Genomic DNA, 13,879 nt, shown 5'->3' with positions numbered 1-13,879 from the left:
CAGCAATATTGTACATGTCACTGTTATATAATACATCCTGCTAACGCTCATTATCCACTATAATGGGTGTCAGATTGGTAAACTAACTTCGGCGAGATTGGCGCTTCCTGCCCCGGTCCGCGGATCGAAAGGACGAACAGATGATGAAAATCGGATTGCAAATGTATACGCTTCGCGATGAAACCGCAAAAGATATGAGAGGCACGCTCCGCAAGGTAGCGGCCATGGGATACGAGGGCGTCGAATTCGCCGGCTACGGCGACGTGCCGGCCGAAGAAATGCGCGACCTGCTGAAGGAATTGAACCTGGAGGCGTTCGGCAGCCACGTCGGTCTCGCCAACCTCGAGAACAAGCTGGAAGAGGAAATCGCTTACCTGAAAACGATCGGGGCAACGTATGTCGTCTGCCCATGGATTCCGCCGGACAAAGTTTCCGAGGGCGAATCGTTCTGGCGCGCGCTGATCGACCAATTCAACGGCCTCGGCGAGCGTTTGAAGCAGGAAGGATTGCAATTCGCCTACCATAACCACGACTTCGAATTCGCGCTCAAAATCGACGGCGAGTTCGTATTCGACGCCATGTACACCAAAGTGCCGGCCGATCTGCTGAAAGTCGAGATGGATATCGGCTGGGTGCAGTACTCCAACCAGGATCCGCTCGCGTATATCGCGAAATACGCGGGCCGTCTGCCGCTGCTTCATCTGAAGGACTTCCGCAAAGGCGAAGCCGGCGCGCAAATCGATACGGTCGAACTCGGCCGCGGCGATCTGGCCCTGAACGATATTATCGCGGCCGCGGGCAAAGCGAACGTCGAATGGATCGTCGTCGAACAGGATACTTGCGCGAACCCGCCGCTGGAATCGGTTCAAACGAGCATGGACTGGCTGAAAACGAACGGCCATAAAGCTTAATTCATTATTCAACGAGAAGGAGCCATCATACTCATGACAACCGTACGTGTAGCCGTCGTCGGCTGCGGCGCGATCGCGCTTCGCCGGCACATCCCGGAATACGCCGCGAACCCGAACGTGACGCTCGTGGCATTCGTCGACCCTGTCCTCGAGCGCGCGAACAAGTTCGCCGATGAATTCGGCGCCAAGGCGTTCGCCTCTTATGAAGAAATGCTGCAGGAAATCAAGCCGGACGCGGTCAGCGTCTGCACGCCGAACTACCTCCATGCCCCGGTCGCGATCGCGGCGGCCAATGCGGGCGCGCATGTGCTCGTCGAGAAGCCGATGGCGTCCACGGACGAAGAGGCGGCAGCGATGATCGAAGCGGCGAGCAAGAACGGCGTTTACCTGATGGTCGGCCACAATCAGCGCCTGATGCCTCCGCACGTGAAGGCGAAGGCGATCCTGGATTCCGGCATCCTCGGCCGCGTGCTGACGTTCCGCACGTCGTTCGGCCACCCCGGTCCCGAAGGCTGGAGCGTCGACGGCAAAGGCAGCTGGTTCTTCCGCAAGCCGGAAGCGATCATGGGCGCGATGGGCGATCTCGGCGTGCACAAGTCCGACCTGATCCGCTACCTGCTGGATGACGAAGTGGCCCAAGTCACGGGCTTTATCGGCACGCTGGACAAGAAGGACACGGACATCGACGACAACGCGGCCGTCCTGCTGCGAATGAAGAGCGGCGCGATCGGCACGCTGGTCGCCAGCTGGACGTATTACAAAGGCGAAGACAACAGCACCGTGCTCTGGTGCGAGAACGGCGTCATGAAAATCGGCACCGATCCCAAGGATCAGATCATCGTCGAGCTGCGCAACGGCTCGGTCGAGAAATACAACGTCGGCGCGATCAGCACCAACGACAAGCAGGAAACGAGCGGCGTCGTCGACGCGTTCGTCGAGAGCCTCGTGACGAATACGCCGCCGAGCATTTCCGGCGAAGAAGGACGCAAATCGCTTGCCGTTATTCTGGCGGCATTCGAATCGCAAGCAACGGGCAAAGTCATCAGCCTGTAGCGTTCAAGAGCGGTACGAGCATCGCGCGCCGCATATACCGCAAACGTAAAGCCCGGTTTCGAATACCATTCGAAACCGGGCTTTGTCGTTGTTCGGTTCAGGGAGATCAGGCTTTATACACGAGCGGATTGAGCACGGAAGCGGCCACGTCGCCCGGAGCGAGTCCGGGGAACCAGCCCTTCATATCGTTTTCCCGCGCTTTGCTGTCCGGCTCGATGATGCGCACGCCGTCGGCGATGTAAATGATCGTCATGACCTCCCGCATCGCATCGGTCGGGTTGCCCGGCGCGGAATGAAGCGTCCAGCCGGCATGGAACGTCGCGTCCCCGGCCGCCATGGCGCCGTAGTTCGTCTTCGGCAGTTGTTTGCCCTCGATGAACGAGCCGAGCGTCTTATGGGATTCGTCGGAGATCGCTTGGCGGCTCATATAGCCGAGCGATTGCGAGCCGTCGACGAACGTCATCGATCCGACTTCCTCGGAGACGGGGACGAGCGGCATCCAGAGCGTGATCGTATTCGGCGTGTCGAGCGGCCAGTAGACCTGATCCTGATGCCACGGCGTATGGCCGCCGCCAGGTTCCTTGAACAAGGCTTGGTCGTGGTAAATGCGCACGCCTTGCACGCCCATGAGCTCGGCGGCGATCTTGGCGAAGCGCCGCGCCATCACGAACCGCTTCGCCCCTTCGTTCATCTGCCACAGATTGCCGATCTGTATGAATGCTTTGCCGTACGTATCCCGCTCCGATACGGGCTTCGTGTTGTAATCATGCTCGCGGACGACGCCCGCGATAATCGGCTCGTAGGCTTGAATCTCGTCCTGCGTCGCGACTTGCTTCAGCAGGATATGCCCATTGCGCCGATAAGCGGCTATCTGGTCTGCCGAAAGGGAATAATCGGTTCGAAGCGAAGGGAGCTGCGCGTAATCCGCTGTCGTTGCCATCGTCGTTCAATGTCTCCTTTAAGTCATCCGGACGGATGCGTGGAATGAAGGCCCAATGCCTTTATTATAGAGCGGGCGATGTCTGGAATCTTTGTAACAAACGGCTGACTTTTTGTCAAAAACGACTGATTGCTTTTATAATGGGAGGTAGCATATATCGTGCCTAAGGGAGGAATTTCATGTATCTGTCCGAAATGCTGGCCCGGCAGCCGATCGTCCCGTATATCCGCGAAGGGGACTACGCGGTGCGTGCGCCATGGAGCGTGGCCGCCCGGCGCCTGCTCGATTATTTGCTGGTCTATATCCAGGAAGGGGAATGCTTGTTTCAGGTGGACGGGGTGCCGTATGAATTCCGCGGCGGCGAGTTTTGTCTGATTCAACCGGGGAGCTTAACGGCCCTGGAAGGGAAAACGAACTCGATCACGCCTTTCGTCCATCTGGATTGGTTCTACGACGAGTTCCGCGAAGAACGCTTCCCGACGCGGCCGGGCCAGATCGATCTTGCGCCGTACGAGCATTTGCTGCAACCGCGATTGAACGATTTGCAGGGCATCGAGATTCCGGTTCGGCTGCAGCCGAAACAGCCGATCTTGCTGCGCGACCGATTCTTGGAGATGGTCGAAAATTGGCAGCACCGCAATCCGCTACTTCAACTGCGCGTGCAGACGCTCGCTTCCGAAGTGCTGCTTGCGATCCTGGAGGATCACACGGACGATCTGAAGCAGGCGGAGCGATCCGCGCCACAGCCGATGAATTGGATCACGTCGTTCATGTCCTTCCGCTTGTCGGAGCCGCTCGCCGTTCATGAGATGGCGGCAAGGGCGAATTTATCTCCGTCCCGCTTCAGCGCCAAATTCAAGGCGCAATTCGGCGTCGCCCCGCATCGCTACCTGCTCCGGCTGCGGATCAAGCATGCATGCGAGCTGCTCGCGGGCTCGGAACATTCCATGGAAGAAATCGCGGCTTACTGCGGATTTGCCGACGTTCATCATTTTGCCAAAACGTTCAAGAAGGAGACGGGCGTTGCCCCGGGGGCGTTCCGTAAAGCCGGCAAAAACAGGCAGCAAGCCCAGGAGGAGAATGCTTGACCTGGAGCGCGCTCCATCGTTTACGATTCCAACTGTAGGACTGAAGGAGGAGAATGAACGATGCAAAAACAAACGAACGAACAATACCGGACGACGCCGCAAATGCCGCTTCCGTCGGGCTTCGGGCCGCAAACGACGGCCAAGGAAGCGCTTGGAGGACGCGACTTGAGGGGCAAGTGGGCCATCGTGACCGGAGGATACTCCGGCATCGGCCTCGAGACGACCCGCGTTCTCGCCGAAGCGGGCGCAACGGTGATCGTACCGGCGCGCACGCCTGAGAAAGCCCGCGCTTCGGTCGCCGATATCCCGCGCGTGGAGCTGGAGGCACTGGACTTGATGAAGCCCGCGTCGATCGACGCGTTCGCGCAGCGGTTTCTGGCTTCCGGAAGGCCGCTCGACATCTTGGTCAATAACGCCGGCATCATGGCGGCGCCGCTCGTACGCGATGCCCGCGGTTACGAATCGCAGTTCGCGACCAATCACTTGGGCCATTTTCAGTTGACGGCACGGCTTTGGCCGGCTTTGAAGCAATCGGGAGACGCCCGCGTCGTGTCGGTCTCGTCCGCTGGCATCCGGTTCGGCGGCATAGACTTCGACGATCCGAGCTTCGAGCGTCAGGCTTACGAGAAGTACCGGGCCTACGGCCAATCCAAAACCGCCAACGCGCTGTTCGCCGTCGCGCTTGACCAGCGCGGACGGGAACACGGCGTTCGCGCCTTCTCCGTCCATCCCGGCAGGATCATGACGGACTTGGCCCGTTTCATGTCGGACGATGAATTGCGCGCCGTGGGCATGCTTGACGAGCAGGGACGACGCGTCGCAACGACGCCGGCCGGCTACAAGACAGTCGAGCAGGGCGCGGCCACGAGCGCATGGTGCGCGGCAAATGCACAGCTCGAAGGCAAGGGCGGCGTGTATTGCCTCGATGCCGATATCGCGGAGCTCGTGCCGGAGTTCGATTTGCAAGGCGTGGCTCAAGTGTTGACGGGCGTTCTCCCCCACGCGACCGATCCGGAATTGGCCGAGCGGCTATGGCTGCTCAGCGAGGACATGACCGGCGTGAAGTTTCGGACGTAAAATCGAACGCGACAGTTATAGCAGAGTACGACCGAGCCTGTCGAGCGATCAGCTCAACAGGCTCTTCTTACTGTAATTGTTGACATAAGAGCGCATCTATTTTATTATAAAAAAATGAACGGTCGGTCTTTTAGTAGAAGCGGTAAATGATATTTAAACCGGACGACGCAATCATGTTCCCGTCCGAGTTCGAGGAGGAGTTCAACATGTCAAAGCTCAATATCGGTATTATTCTAGGAAGCACGCGTCAAGGCCGGTTAAGTCCGCAAGTCGGCGAATGGGTCAAAAGCATTGCCGACAAGCGCGGAGATGCCAACTATGAAATCGTAGATATCGCGGATTACAAGCTTCCTCTTTTGGGGGAAGTCGATGCCACGGAGCAAGCTGCGGCATGGAACGCCAAGATCGCGAGCCTGGACGGCTTTGTATTCATCGTGCAAGAATACAACCACAGCGTGTCGGGTTCCTTGAAGAACGCGTTGGATTACGCACGGGAAGCTTGGTACGATAAAGCGGCGGGTATCGTCGGCTACGGTTCGGTGGGCGGTGCTCGCGCGGCCGAGCATCTGCGCGGGATTTTGGGTGAACTGTGCGTGGCTGACGTTCGGACGCAAGCGGCCTTGTCGTTATTCACGGACTTCGAGAACGGATCCGTGCTTAAGCCTGCGGAGTATCACTTCGCGAATGTAAACGGCATGCTGGATCAAGTCTTGGCTTGGGGCGGCGCGCTGAAAACCTTGCGTTAATCTTTCGTTTAATCGCAATGAATGCAGCCATGAACCGATGGAAGCGAAGGAGCCGATGCAGCTGCGCGCTGCGCCGGGATCGAATCAAAAAGAGGCGGTGCAGGAGACTTCTCCCGCACCGCCTCTTTTTTCGTTATCATCCGATCCGTTAAGGACGGATAAACTCCTGCGTCCAGTACGGACTCATGTTGCCGCCTTTGGCATAGCCCACGCCAAGCTGGGTGTAGTTGGGGCTCAGGATGTTCTGACGGTGGCCGGGGCTGTTCATCCATGCGGTCATGACGGCTTGGACGTCCTGCTGGCCGGCGGCGATATTCTCGCCGGCGTACGAGTAATTCACGCCGAACTGTTTCATCATGTCGAACGGGCTGCCGTACGTAGGCGATTGATGGTCGAAGTAGTTTTTGTCGCGCATGTCGGCGGATTTAGCCTGCGCGATTTTGTTCAGGCTGGCGCTGAGCGTCAGCGCCTGAACGCCGGCCTTGGACCGCTCCGCGTTAACTTGCTGCAAGATTTGGTTCGCGATGCTTTGGTCGACGGTTCCGGCGCTGCCGCCGGTATTTCCGGTGCCGGTCCCAGTTCCGGTGCCGGTTCCAGCGCCATTACCTGTTCCAGTACCGGTTCCCGTGTTGCCGGGATACCGGTTTCCCGTGTTTCCGGCCGTGTTGCCCGGATACCCGGTGTTGCCGTTATAATTACCTGCATTGCCTGCATTGCCGGTATTGCCTGCATTACCGGTATTGCCATTCGCCCCGTTGTAGTAGTTGCCCGTACCCGGGTACATTTGACGCAGCCAATCATTGAGCGGGTTCAGATCGATGTTCTGCTGTTTGGCGCGAAGCGTGCCGTCGCCCAGCCTGTTGTCGGTGCGCGTTGTCATCGGCAGACGATCAACGCTGTTCGTTTTGATACGGTGAGCTTCTTTGCTCGCTGAATGATACGTACCGTTCGGCGTCGTGTCCCTGACGGAGTTATAAATAATTGCTCCTACGCCGAAAGCCAGCACCAATCCGAGCAGCGTTCCGAAAAATCGTTTCATCTGAGTATCAAGCTCCTTTCTAACCACTAATATGTTCAGCGGCAAAAGGAGCTATGCGACTCGGAGGCTAGGAATATCAAGCAAATTGCTCCACGATCAGGACATCGCGGCCGGCAAGCGCCACCGTGCCGGAGACCGCCGCGCCGGTGATCAAGTCGGTGCCGGCCGCGTCTCCGAGCGGAATAACGGCTTCCTGCTCGTTATGGTTCAGCACGAACAAGTACGATTTGCCGTCCAGCTCCCGCCGGGTGACTTCGACGCCAGGCGCTTTGCCCGGCAGCGGCGCGATGCCTTCGCCTCGGCACAGCTCGCTCAGGAAGCCCTGCAGGAAAGATTCCTCCGGGCAGGAAGCGATATACCAGGCTTCGCCTTGTCCGAACCGGTTGCGGGTCACCACGGGCATCCCTTTATAGAAATCGTCGCCGTATTCCGCGAGTACTTCCGCCGTCTCCGCGTGAACGAGATCGCACAGGAGCGAACAGCCGTAGCTGCCCTGCAGCTCCCCGTAGGCCTCCTTCATCACGATGGCATTGGTGCGTCCCGGGAGCAGCGCGTCGATCTCTTCCGCCCAAATTCCGAGCAGCTTGCGCAGCTCGCCCGGATAACCGCCGAGCGTGACGATGTCGTTCTCGTTCACGATGCCGCTGAAGAAGGTCGTGACGAATTTGCCGCCTTGCTCCACGAACCGTTCGATGCGGGCGGCCATGCCCGGTTTTACCATGTACATCACGGGGGCGAGCACGATGTCGTACGGGGACAGGTCGTCCTCGAAGGAGACGATGTCGACCTGGTAGCCCTGCTCGTACAGCGCGCCGTAATAACGCTGAATCTCGTCGACATACCGCAAATCGACGGACGGTCCGCTCGAGAATTCGATGGCCCACCGGTTTTCCCAGTCGTACATGATGGCGATCCGGCTGGGCAGCCGGGAGCCGAGCAGCTTGGTCCCGAACCGGCCGAGCTCCTCGCCGAGCTGCGCGCATTCGCGGAAGACGCGCGTATGCTCGTGGCCGGCATGCTCGATCAGGGCGCCGTGGTATTTCTCGCAGGCGCCGACGGAACGGCGGAGCTGGAAGAACATGACGCTGTCCGAGCCGTGCGCGATCGCTTGATAGCTCCATAGCCGCATGACGCCGGGACGCTTCAGCGTGTTGTAAGGCTGCCAGTTCTGCTGGCTCGGGGTCTGCTCCATCAGCAGGAAAGGCTTGCCGCCTTTGAGACCGCGCATGAGGTCATGCGTCATGGCCGTGAAGCTGACCGGCGTATCCATGCCGGGATAGTTGTCCCAGGAGACGATGTCCATTTCTTTGGCCCATTTGAAGTAATCGAGCGGCTTGTACGTGCCCATGAGGTTGGTCGTGATCGGAACCTCGGGCGTGTGACGCCGGATCGCGTCGCGCTCGAGTTTGTAGCAATCGAGCATGCCGTCCGAATTGAAGCGGGCATAGTCGAGCGAGATGCCCTGGAAATTGGTTCTCGTGTCGGTCCACTGCTCCGACAGCGCGTTCGGCGGCACGATTTCCTCCCAGTCGTAGAAGGTGTGACCCCAGAAGCGGGTGTTCCACTGTTCGTTCAATTTGTCCAGCGTGCCGTATTTCTCCCGGAGCCAGACGCGAAATGCCGCCGCGCAGTTCTCGCAGAAGCATTGGTCGCCGTATTCGTTGGATACGTGCCAGAGCAGCAGCGCCGGATGATCCCGGTAACGCTCCGCGAGCTTGTCCGCGAGGCGTTCGGCGTATCTGCGATAGGTCGGGCTGTTGGGACAGGAATTATGGCGTCCGCCGAATTTTCGGGCTCTGCCTTGAAAATCCGTGCGGAGAATATCGGGGTATCTGCGGGCCATCCACGCCGGATGCGCGCCGGTGCTCGTCGCGAGGCAAGCATGAATGCCGTTATCGGCAAGCATGTCCATGATGCGGTCGAGCGTGCCGAAATCATAGCCGTCCTCGCTCGGCTGCAGCATCGCCCACGAGAAGACGTTGACCGTCGCGATATTCATGCCGGCCAGCTCGAGCAGGCGCATATCCTCCGGCCAGACGGATGCCTCCCACTGCTCCGGGTTGTAGTCTCCGCCATATAACATTTTGGGCAGCTTCGCCGTGTCCATGTTTCAATCTCCCCTTTGGAGTGAATAGTGATAATAAGTCCATTCTATGGTAAGCTTGTACATAAGGATATATAAAATATGATTGGCAGGATATGATAATATGGAACAGCTGGATGGCCATCAGATTCTGTGGGCCAACGCGCATCGAAACCGCTACATGTTTACTCTCGGCGAATTTGATTTGCCGCTCTATATGGACAGCGTGGGGTACAATCCGTATCAGGAACCCGTCGACCGTTCCAAAGGCTACCCGAACTTCCATTGGCTGCAGACGCTCGAAGGCGAAGGCGAGTTTTTGCTCGGGGGACGCCGTTATACGCTCCCGCCGGGCAGCGGATCGCTGCTGTTTCCGGGCGTGCCCCATTCCTACACGGCGAAAGGCGGGAAGAAATGGTCCACGCTGTACGTCACGTTCGGCGGCGCGCTGGCGGGCTCGATGCTGGCGTCGCTGGGCATTCGCCATACGGAATGGCTCCATTGGAATGACGACGCGCCGATCACGTCGCAGCTCGTGCGGATGATCGAGCAGGTGCAGAAGGACGAGGACCGGACGGGCTTGAACGCTTCGGCCGCGCTGTACCGATTTCTGACGATGGTCAAGATCTACGGGCAAAAGGGCGGACGCTCGTCCGTCTACCAGCATTTGGAGAAGCTGGATCCGCTGTTGCATTGGCTCGACGATCATTACGGCGACCCCGAGATTGGATTGCCCGACATGGCGGAACAGCTGGACATCAGCCCGCGCTACCTGAACTCGCTGTTCAGGCAGGCGTTCGGCATCACGGCCTATGCTTATCTGATTCGGCTTCGCATCATGAAGTCTAAAGAAATGATGAGCTTCGGCGACAACAAACAATCCATCAAGGAAATCGCCCAGCTGTCGGGATACCGGGATTCCAGCCATTTCATCGCGGCATTCGGCAAAGCGGAAGGCATGACGCCGGAGCAGTTTCGCAAGCTGCACGGGCTTATGATATGAACGAAAGACGAACGGAGCGAAAGCACTATGACGGAATATAAATCATGCGCGGCCTGCGGCACGGAGAAGCCGTTGTCCGCCTTTACGAAGCGGTCCGGAAGCGCGGGAAGGCGCGGGACCTGCCGGTCCTGCTTGCGAAAGCGCAAGCAGCGCGCGGAAGAACCGGCAATGCCTGCCGCAGGCGAATACTCCTCGACCCAAGAAGCGCCGGCAAGGGCCGGAACGGTCGGAACGCCGACGAAAGCAGCAGCGGCAGCATCCGCCGAGGCGTCGGTCGGAGCTCCAGTAGGCGCAGCGATAATAGCAAGCCTAACGGCAGCTGAAAATCAGTCCGCCGCCGTGTCGGGCACCCCGCCGCGTCCGAAGCGCAAGCGCCGCCGCAGAAAAGGCAAGTCCGCCGAGCAGCGCCGGCAGGAAGCGTTCCAAGCAGCGCAAGACGACGGTGCTGATCCGGACGACGACGCGCAGGATACGGAAGAGCCCGCCGATTCGGCCGGGCATTCGACGGCCGTCGAGCCTTCGGCAAGCGTCGAAGGAACGGAAACCGAGGCGCATGGCGAACAAGCGCCTTCGCGTAAACGGAAGCGCAAGCGCCGCCGCGGACGCGGAAAATCGTCCAAGCGGCTGGCGGATCTCGAAGAAGTCGCGGAATCGACGGGCATTCGCCCGCCGGACCGCAAGATTTTGCCGGTTAAAGGCAATTTCTCGTACAAAACGTCGCTCTTGAACGACCGCGGGCGAGGGATGATCCGGCTGCGGGGCCGCCGCGAGACCGGCAAGCGCTGGTCGACGGAAATCCCGACGGAAATGGCCATTCGCATGGTGGAGGAAGGCGCGGCGGGCATCATCCATCCCGGCTTGATTCATAAGCTGTACACGAAGGCGGATTTCCGTATTCTGGTGCTGCAGCGGGATGATTACGTGTGCAAGTACTGCGGGAATTTCGGCGACACGATCGATCATGTCATGCCGAAATCCAAGGGCGGATTATCGACGCCGGCCAATTGCGTATGCGCTTGCGCGGATTGCAATCTGAAGAAGGCGGACAGCCTTGATTACGTCGACGACGAGGTGCTGCAGCACTTCCATTTCCAGACGTAGTGGAAGATTTTATGGGGTGAAATGAAAAATCTCCCGTGTTAGCATATAGGGCGTCGGAAGGCCGGCAGCACTTTTAACACACGAGGAGGATTTTTCATGAAGATGCAACCATTTCGAACAGGTGTCGTAAGCGTACTCGCAGCAGGTTTGATCGCGCTCGGTGGAGGAGCAGCACTGCAGAAGGCAGAAGCAGCCTCCGTGAAACCCGCTTCCGTGACGTATAAAGTAACCAACAGCGATACGCTGTACCAGATCGCCAAGAAATACGGAATCGACTTGAACGCCTTGATCAAAGCGAACCCGAACCTCGCGAATCCGAATTTCATCTGGGGCGGGCTGATCGTGAACCTTCCCGTACATGGAGGTACCGGCAGCGGAACGCCGAATACGGGATCGGGCACGAACGGCGGAACGCCGAATACGGGTTCGGGCACGAATGGCGGAACGAACGGCGGAACGATCGCGCCGGATAAAAACGCGTTCGCCTCGCAAGTCGTGACGCTTGTCAACAAAGAACGCGCGAACGCGGGCTTGTCCGCGTTGAAATCCGACTCCCTGCTGACGAAGGTCGCCATGGACAAAGCCAAGGACATGTATGCCAACAACTACTTCGACCATAATTCGCCGACTTACGGCTCGCCATTCGATATGATGCGTGCCTACGGCGTCGCTTATTCCTACGCGGGCGAGAATATCGCCAAAGGACAGCGTACGCCTCAAGAAGTCATGACCGCTTGGATGAACAGCGCGGGACATAAAGCGAATATCCTGAACACGCACTACGGCAAAATCGGCGTCGCTTACTACAACGGCGAGTGGGTACAGGAATTTACGAATTAATAGGCGTTACGACGCGGAAAGCGGCTCCCTGGAGCCGCTTTCTTTACATTTGGGCGGTCCCCGTTTAATATATAACCAATGGTTATCAAAAAATAAAGGGGTCCAAACCGATGACGACGACAACAAGAAGAAAACAAATGACCGAGGACATGAAAGCGGCGATCCGGCAGTCCGCGGCCGAATTGTTCGCCGAGAAGGGCTACCCGCACGTGACGATGCGCGAAATCGCCAAGCGGGCCGGCTGCTCGCATACGGCGATCTATTTGTATTTCAAGAACAAGGAAGAGCTGCTGCAGCATATCGCCATTCCTTCGCTGCTGGAACTGGAGAACGATTTTCTCGCGGAGATGGCGAAGATGGACAGCACGCCGCTCGAACGTCTCAAGAGCATCTGCAGCCGTTACGTCGTCTTCAGCCTGAGCAGCGGCAGTTTACATACGGTCTTGTTCATGTCCGGTTCCGTGCGGGTCGACGACCCCGCTCCGGCGCTGGAGATCAACGTCATCCGCAACCGCTTGTTCGCGCACATGCGGGATTCCCTGCGTTTGACCCTTCCTCTCGATCCGGCCGACGACGGAGAGAAGCTTATGAACCGCGCGCGGGTGCTTTTTTATTACATGGAAGGCTTCGTCAGCACGTACGGGGGGCATACGGGGCCGACCGAAGAGCTGATCGCGCGCGTTCTTCCGATTTTCGGCGAAGGCATCGAGATCTTGATCGCTGGCATGAAGGCCCAATATTAATTGTTTCTAATGCCGAAGGGATTAGCTTAGCGGGAGCGAATTCGTTAGGATAATCGTTGCGGAGGTTGGGATATGAGGCGCAAAGCCGTTTATTGCAATCGCGTGCTTGCTTCGGCATTGAAACGAAAGCTGGCGCTGAAGCCGGGCGGGAACGCGGAACGCGGGCTTCATCCGGATGCCACGAGCTATCAGCGGCTGATCAAATATTTGCCCGAACCCATTTTCGTCCACGACGGCGAAATGGTTATTTTTTCGAATCAGGCAGGCTTGCGCATTCTCGGATTGACGGAAGCGGAGCTGCTGTCGAAGCCCTTTCTTCACTACCTCCATCCCGATGTAAGAGAAACCGCGAAGGAACGGCTTATGCAAGTCTTCGAAACGGACGAGCCCAACGATTTTGCCGAATCGAAGCTGGTCAGCGCCACGGGCGAAGTGATCGACGTCGAGGTTTCGAGCACCCGCATCCGCGATTATCCGGGCAAAGGCACGGTCGTGCAGAGCGTATTTCGCGACATCCGCGACCGCAAGAAGGACGAAGAGGCGATGATTCAGTCGGAGAAGTTGTCGGTAGTGGGGCAGATGGCCGCGGGCATCGCGCACGAAATCCGCAACCCGCTGACTTCGCTCATCGGTTTTTCCAAGTTTCTCAAGACGCGGATCGACAGCTACCACGATTATTTCGACATCATGCTCGTAGAGCTGGACCGGATCAACTCCATCGTGCAGGAGTTCATGGCGCTCGCGAAGCCGCAGGCGAATCAGTTCCGCAAGCATGATCTGATCAAGACGATCCAGAGCGTGCTCACGCTGCTCGAGACGCAGGCGATCATGAACAACGTGCAGCTGACCGCGTATTACGACACGGATTCCGCGTCGCTGCTCTGCGAGGAGAACCAGCTCAAGCAGGTGTTCGTCAACGTGCTCAAAAACGCCATCGAAGCGATGCCTCAAGGCGGGACGGTGGTCGTGGATTTGAAATCCGCAGGCAACGGGATTGCCGTCTCGATCGCCGATCAAGGGGTCGGCATTCCCGAAGAGCAGCTGCCGCTGCTCGGAGGTCCGTTCTTCACGACCAAGGACAGCGGAACCGGGCTCGGACTCATGGTGTGCTACCGTATCATCGAAGGCCATGGCGGCAAAATCGACATTTCCAGCCGCCCCGGCATAGGGACGACAGTGACGGTGCATTTGCCCAAAATCGATTGAAACGATGCCGCGGTTCGTCCGATGGGCGGATTTACCGGTAGGATTGTCC

13 protein-coding genes are annotated in these 13,879 nt (G+C 58.3%); 10 read left to right on the top strand and 3 right to left on the bottom strand.

Annotated elements, in window-relative coordinates:
• The first annotated feature begins 140 nt into the window (after positions 1 to 140).
• Positions 141 to 911 (top strand): sugar phosphate isomerase/epimerase family protein, encoded by a 771-nt coding sequence (locus AC50YL_RS14525; RefSeq protein ID WP_161745050.1) that lies wholly within the window; start codon positions 141 to 143, stop codon positions 909 to 911.
• 33 nt (positions 912 to 944) lie between these two features.
• A complete protein-coding gene (locus tag AC50YL_RS14520) occupies positions 945 to 1,964 on the top strand; it encodes a Gfo/Idh/MocA family protein (protein ID WP_161745049.1) in 1,020 nt (339 codons plus the stop codon).
• Between the two features lie 106 nt (positions 1,965 to 2,070).
• Here AC50YL_RS14520 and AC50YL_RS14515 read toward each other — a convergent pair whose 3' ends face one another.
• Positions 2,071 to 2,904: a phytanoyl-CoA dioxygenase family protein gene (locus AC50YL_RS14515; protein WP_494832922.1), complete on the bottom strand. Its 834-nt coding sequence runs from the start codon at positions 2,902 to 2,904 to the stop codon at positions 2,071 to 2,073.
• Between the two features lie 179 nt (positions 2,905 to 3,083).
• On the opposite strand from AC50YL_RS14515, the gene AC50YL_RS14510 reads away from it, so the two are divergent.
• The 3 genes from AC50YL_RS14510 (at position 3,084) to AC50YL_RS14500 (ending at position 5,815) form a co-directional block, all read left to right on the top strand.
• On the top strand, positions 3,084 to 3,992 hold the full coding sequence (locus tag AC50YL_RS14510; protein ID WP_494832921.1) for a helix-turn-helix domain-containing protein: 909 nt from the start codon (positions 3,084 to 3,086) through the stop codon (positions 3,990 to 3,992).
• 60 nt (positions 3,993 to 4,052) lie between these two features.
• Positions 4,053 to 5,069, top strand: a complete 1,017-nt coding sequence (locus AC50YL_RS14505) for an oxidoreductase (protein WP_494832920.1) — start codon at positions 4,053 to 4,055, stop codon at positions 5,067 to 5,069.
• Between the two features lie 206 nt (positions 5,070 to 5,275).
• Positions 5,276 to 5,815, top strand: a complete 540-nt coding sequence (locus tag AC50YL_RS14500; RefSeq protein ID WP_494832919.1) for an NADPH-dependent FMN reductase — start codon at positions 5,276 to 5,278, stop codon at positions 5,813 to 5,815.
• A 148-nt stretch (positions 5,816 to 5,963) separates the two neighbouring features.
• On the opposite strand, the gene AC50YL_RS14495 is transcribed toward AC50YL_RS14500, so the two are convergent.
• Positions 5,964 to 6,854: a CAP domain-containing protein gene (locus AC50YL_RS14495; RefSeq protein ID WP_494832918.1), complete on the bottom strand. Its 891-nt coding sequence runs from the start codon at positions 6,852 to 6,854 to the stop codon at positions 5,964 to 5,966.
• A 76-nt stretch (positions 6,855 to 6,930) separates the two neighbouring features.
• Positions 6,931 to 8,961 carry a beta-galactosidase gene (locus AC50YL_RS14490; RefSeq protein ID WP_494832917.1) on the bottom strand — a complete coding sequence of 677 codons (2,031 nt, stop codon included), beginning with the start codon at positions 8,959 to 8,961 and terminating at the stop codon, positions 6,931 to 6,933.
• A gap of 100 nt (positions 8,962 to 9,061) precedes the next feature.
• On the opposite strand from AC50YL_RS14490, the gene AC50YL_RS14485 reads away from it, so the two are divergent.
• The 5 genes from AC50YL_RS14485 (at position 9,062) to AC50YL_RS14465 (ending at position 13,830) form a co-directional block, all read left to right on the top strand.
• Entirely contained in the window at positions 9,062 to 9,940 is an 879-nt protein-coding gene (locus AC50YL_RS14485; RefSeq protein WP_494832916.1) for an AraC family transcriptional regulator, read from the top strand.
• A gap of 27 nt (positions 9,941 to 9,967) precedes the next feature.
• Positions 9,968 to 11,041 carry an HNH endonuclease gene (locus AC50YL_RS14480; RefSeq protein WP_494832915.1) on the top strand — a complete coding sequence of 358 codons (1,074 nt, stop codon included), beginning with the start codon at positions 9,968 to 9,970 and terminating at the stop codon, positions 11,039 to 11,041.
• A gap of 102 nt (positions 11,042 to 11,143) precedes the next feature.
• Positions 11,144 to 11,881 carry a CAP domain-containing protein gene (locus tag AC50YL_RS14475; RefSeq protein WP_494833414.1) on the top strand — a complete coding sequence of 246 codons (738 nt, stop codon included), beginning with the start codon at positions 11,144 to 11,146 and terminating at the stop codon, positions 11,879 to 11,881.
• Positions 11,882 to 11,991: 110 nt separating this feature from the next.
• Positions 11,992 to 12,624 carry a TetR/AcrR family transcriptional regulator gene (locus AC50YL_RS14470; protein WP_494832914.1) on the top strand — a complete coding sequence of 211 codons (633 nt, stop codon included), beginning with the start codon at positions 11,992 to 11,994 and terminating at the stop codon, positions 12,622 to 12,624.
• Positions 12,625 to 12,696: 72 nt separating this feature from the next.
• Positions 12,697 to 13,830, top strand: a complete 1,134-nt coding sequence (locus AC50YL_RS14465; RefSeq protein WP_494832913.1) for an ATP-binding protein — start codon at positions 12,697 to 12,699, stop codon at positions 13,828 to 13,830.
• Positions 13,831 to 13,879 lie beyond the last annotated feature (49 nt).

It is taken from the genome of Paenibacillus sp. J22P277, assembly GCF_059383675.1.
This window is presented reverse-complemented; position numbering and strand designations above follow the sequence as displayed.

Excerpts from the sequence above, each read along its gene's own strand:
- AC50YL_RS14515 (WP_494832922.1), bottom strand. The coding sequence starts at position 2,904 with ATGGCAACGACAGCGGATTACGCGCAGCTCCCTTCGCTTCGAACCGAT.
- AC50YL_RS14470 (WP_494832914.1), top strand. The coding sequence starts at position 11,992 with ATGACGACGACAACAAGAAGAAAACAAATGACCGAGGACATGAAAGCG.
- AC50YL_RS14480 (WP_494832915.1), top strand. The coding sequence starts at position 9,968 with ATGACGGAATATAAATCATGCGCGGCCTGCGGCACGGAGAAGCCGTTG.
- AC50YL_RS14520 (WP_161745049.1), top strand. The coding sequence starts at position 945 with ATGACAACCGTACGTGTAGCCGTCGTCGGCTGCGGCGCGATCGCGCTT.
- AC50YL_RS14505 (WP_494832920.1), top strand. The coding sequence starts at position 4,053 with ATGCAAAAACAAACGAACGAACAATACCGGACGACGCCGCAAATGCCG.
- AC50YL_RS14525 (WP_161745050.1), top strand. The coding sequence starts at position 141 with ATGATGAAAATCGGATTGCAAATGTATACGCTTCGCGATGAAACCGCA.
- AC50YL_RS14485 (WP_494832916.1), top strand. The coding sequence starts at position 9,062 with ATGGAACAGCTGGATGGCCATCAGATTCTGTGGGCCAACGCGCATCGA.
- AC50YL_RS14500 (WP_494832919.1), top strand. The coding sequence starts at position 5,276 with ATGTCAAAGCTCAATATCGGTATTATTCTAGGAAGCACGCGTCAAGGC.
- AC50YL_RS14495 (WP_494832918.1), bottom strand. The coding sequence starts at position 6,854 with ATGAAACGATTTTTCGGAACGCTGCTCGGATTGGTGCTGGCTTTCGGC.
- AC50YL_RS14510 (WP_494832921.1), top strand. The coding sequence starts at position 3,084 with ATGTATCTGTCCGAAATGCTGGCCCGGCAGCCGATCGTCCCGTATATC.
- AC50YL_RS14465 (WP_494832913.1), top strand. The coding sequence starts at position 12,697 with ATGAGGCGCAAAGCCGTTTATTGCAATCGCGTGCTTGCTTCGGCATTG.
- AC50YL_RS14490 (WP_494832917.1), bottom strand. The coding sequence starts at position 8,961 with ATGGACACGGCGAAGCTGCCCAAAATGTTATATGGCGGAGACTACAAC.
- AC50YL_RS14475 (WP_494833414.1), top strand. The coding sequence starts at position 11,144 with ATGCAACCATTTCGAACAGGTGTCGTAAGCGTACTCGCAGCAGGTTTG.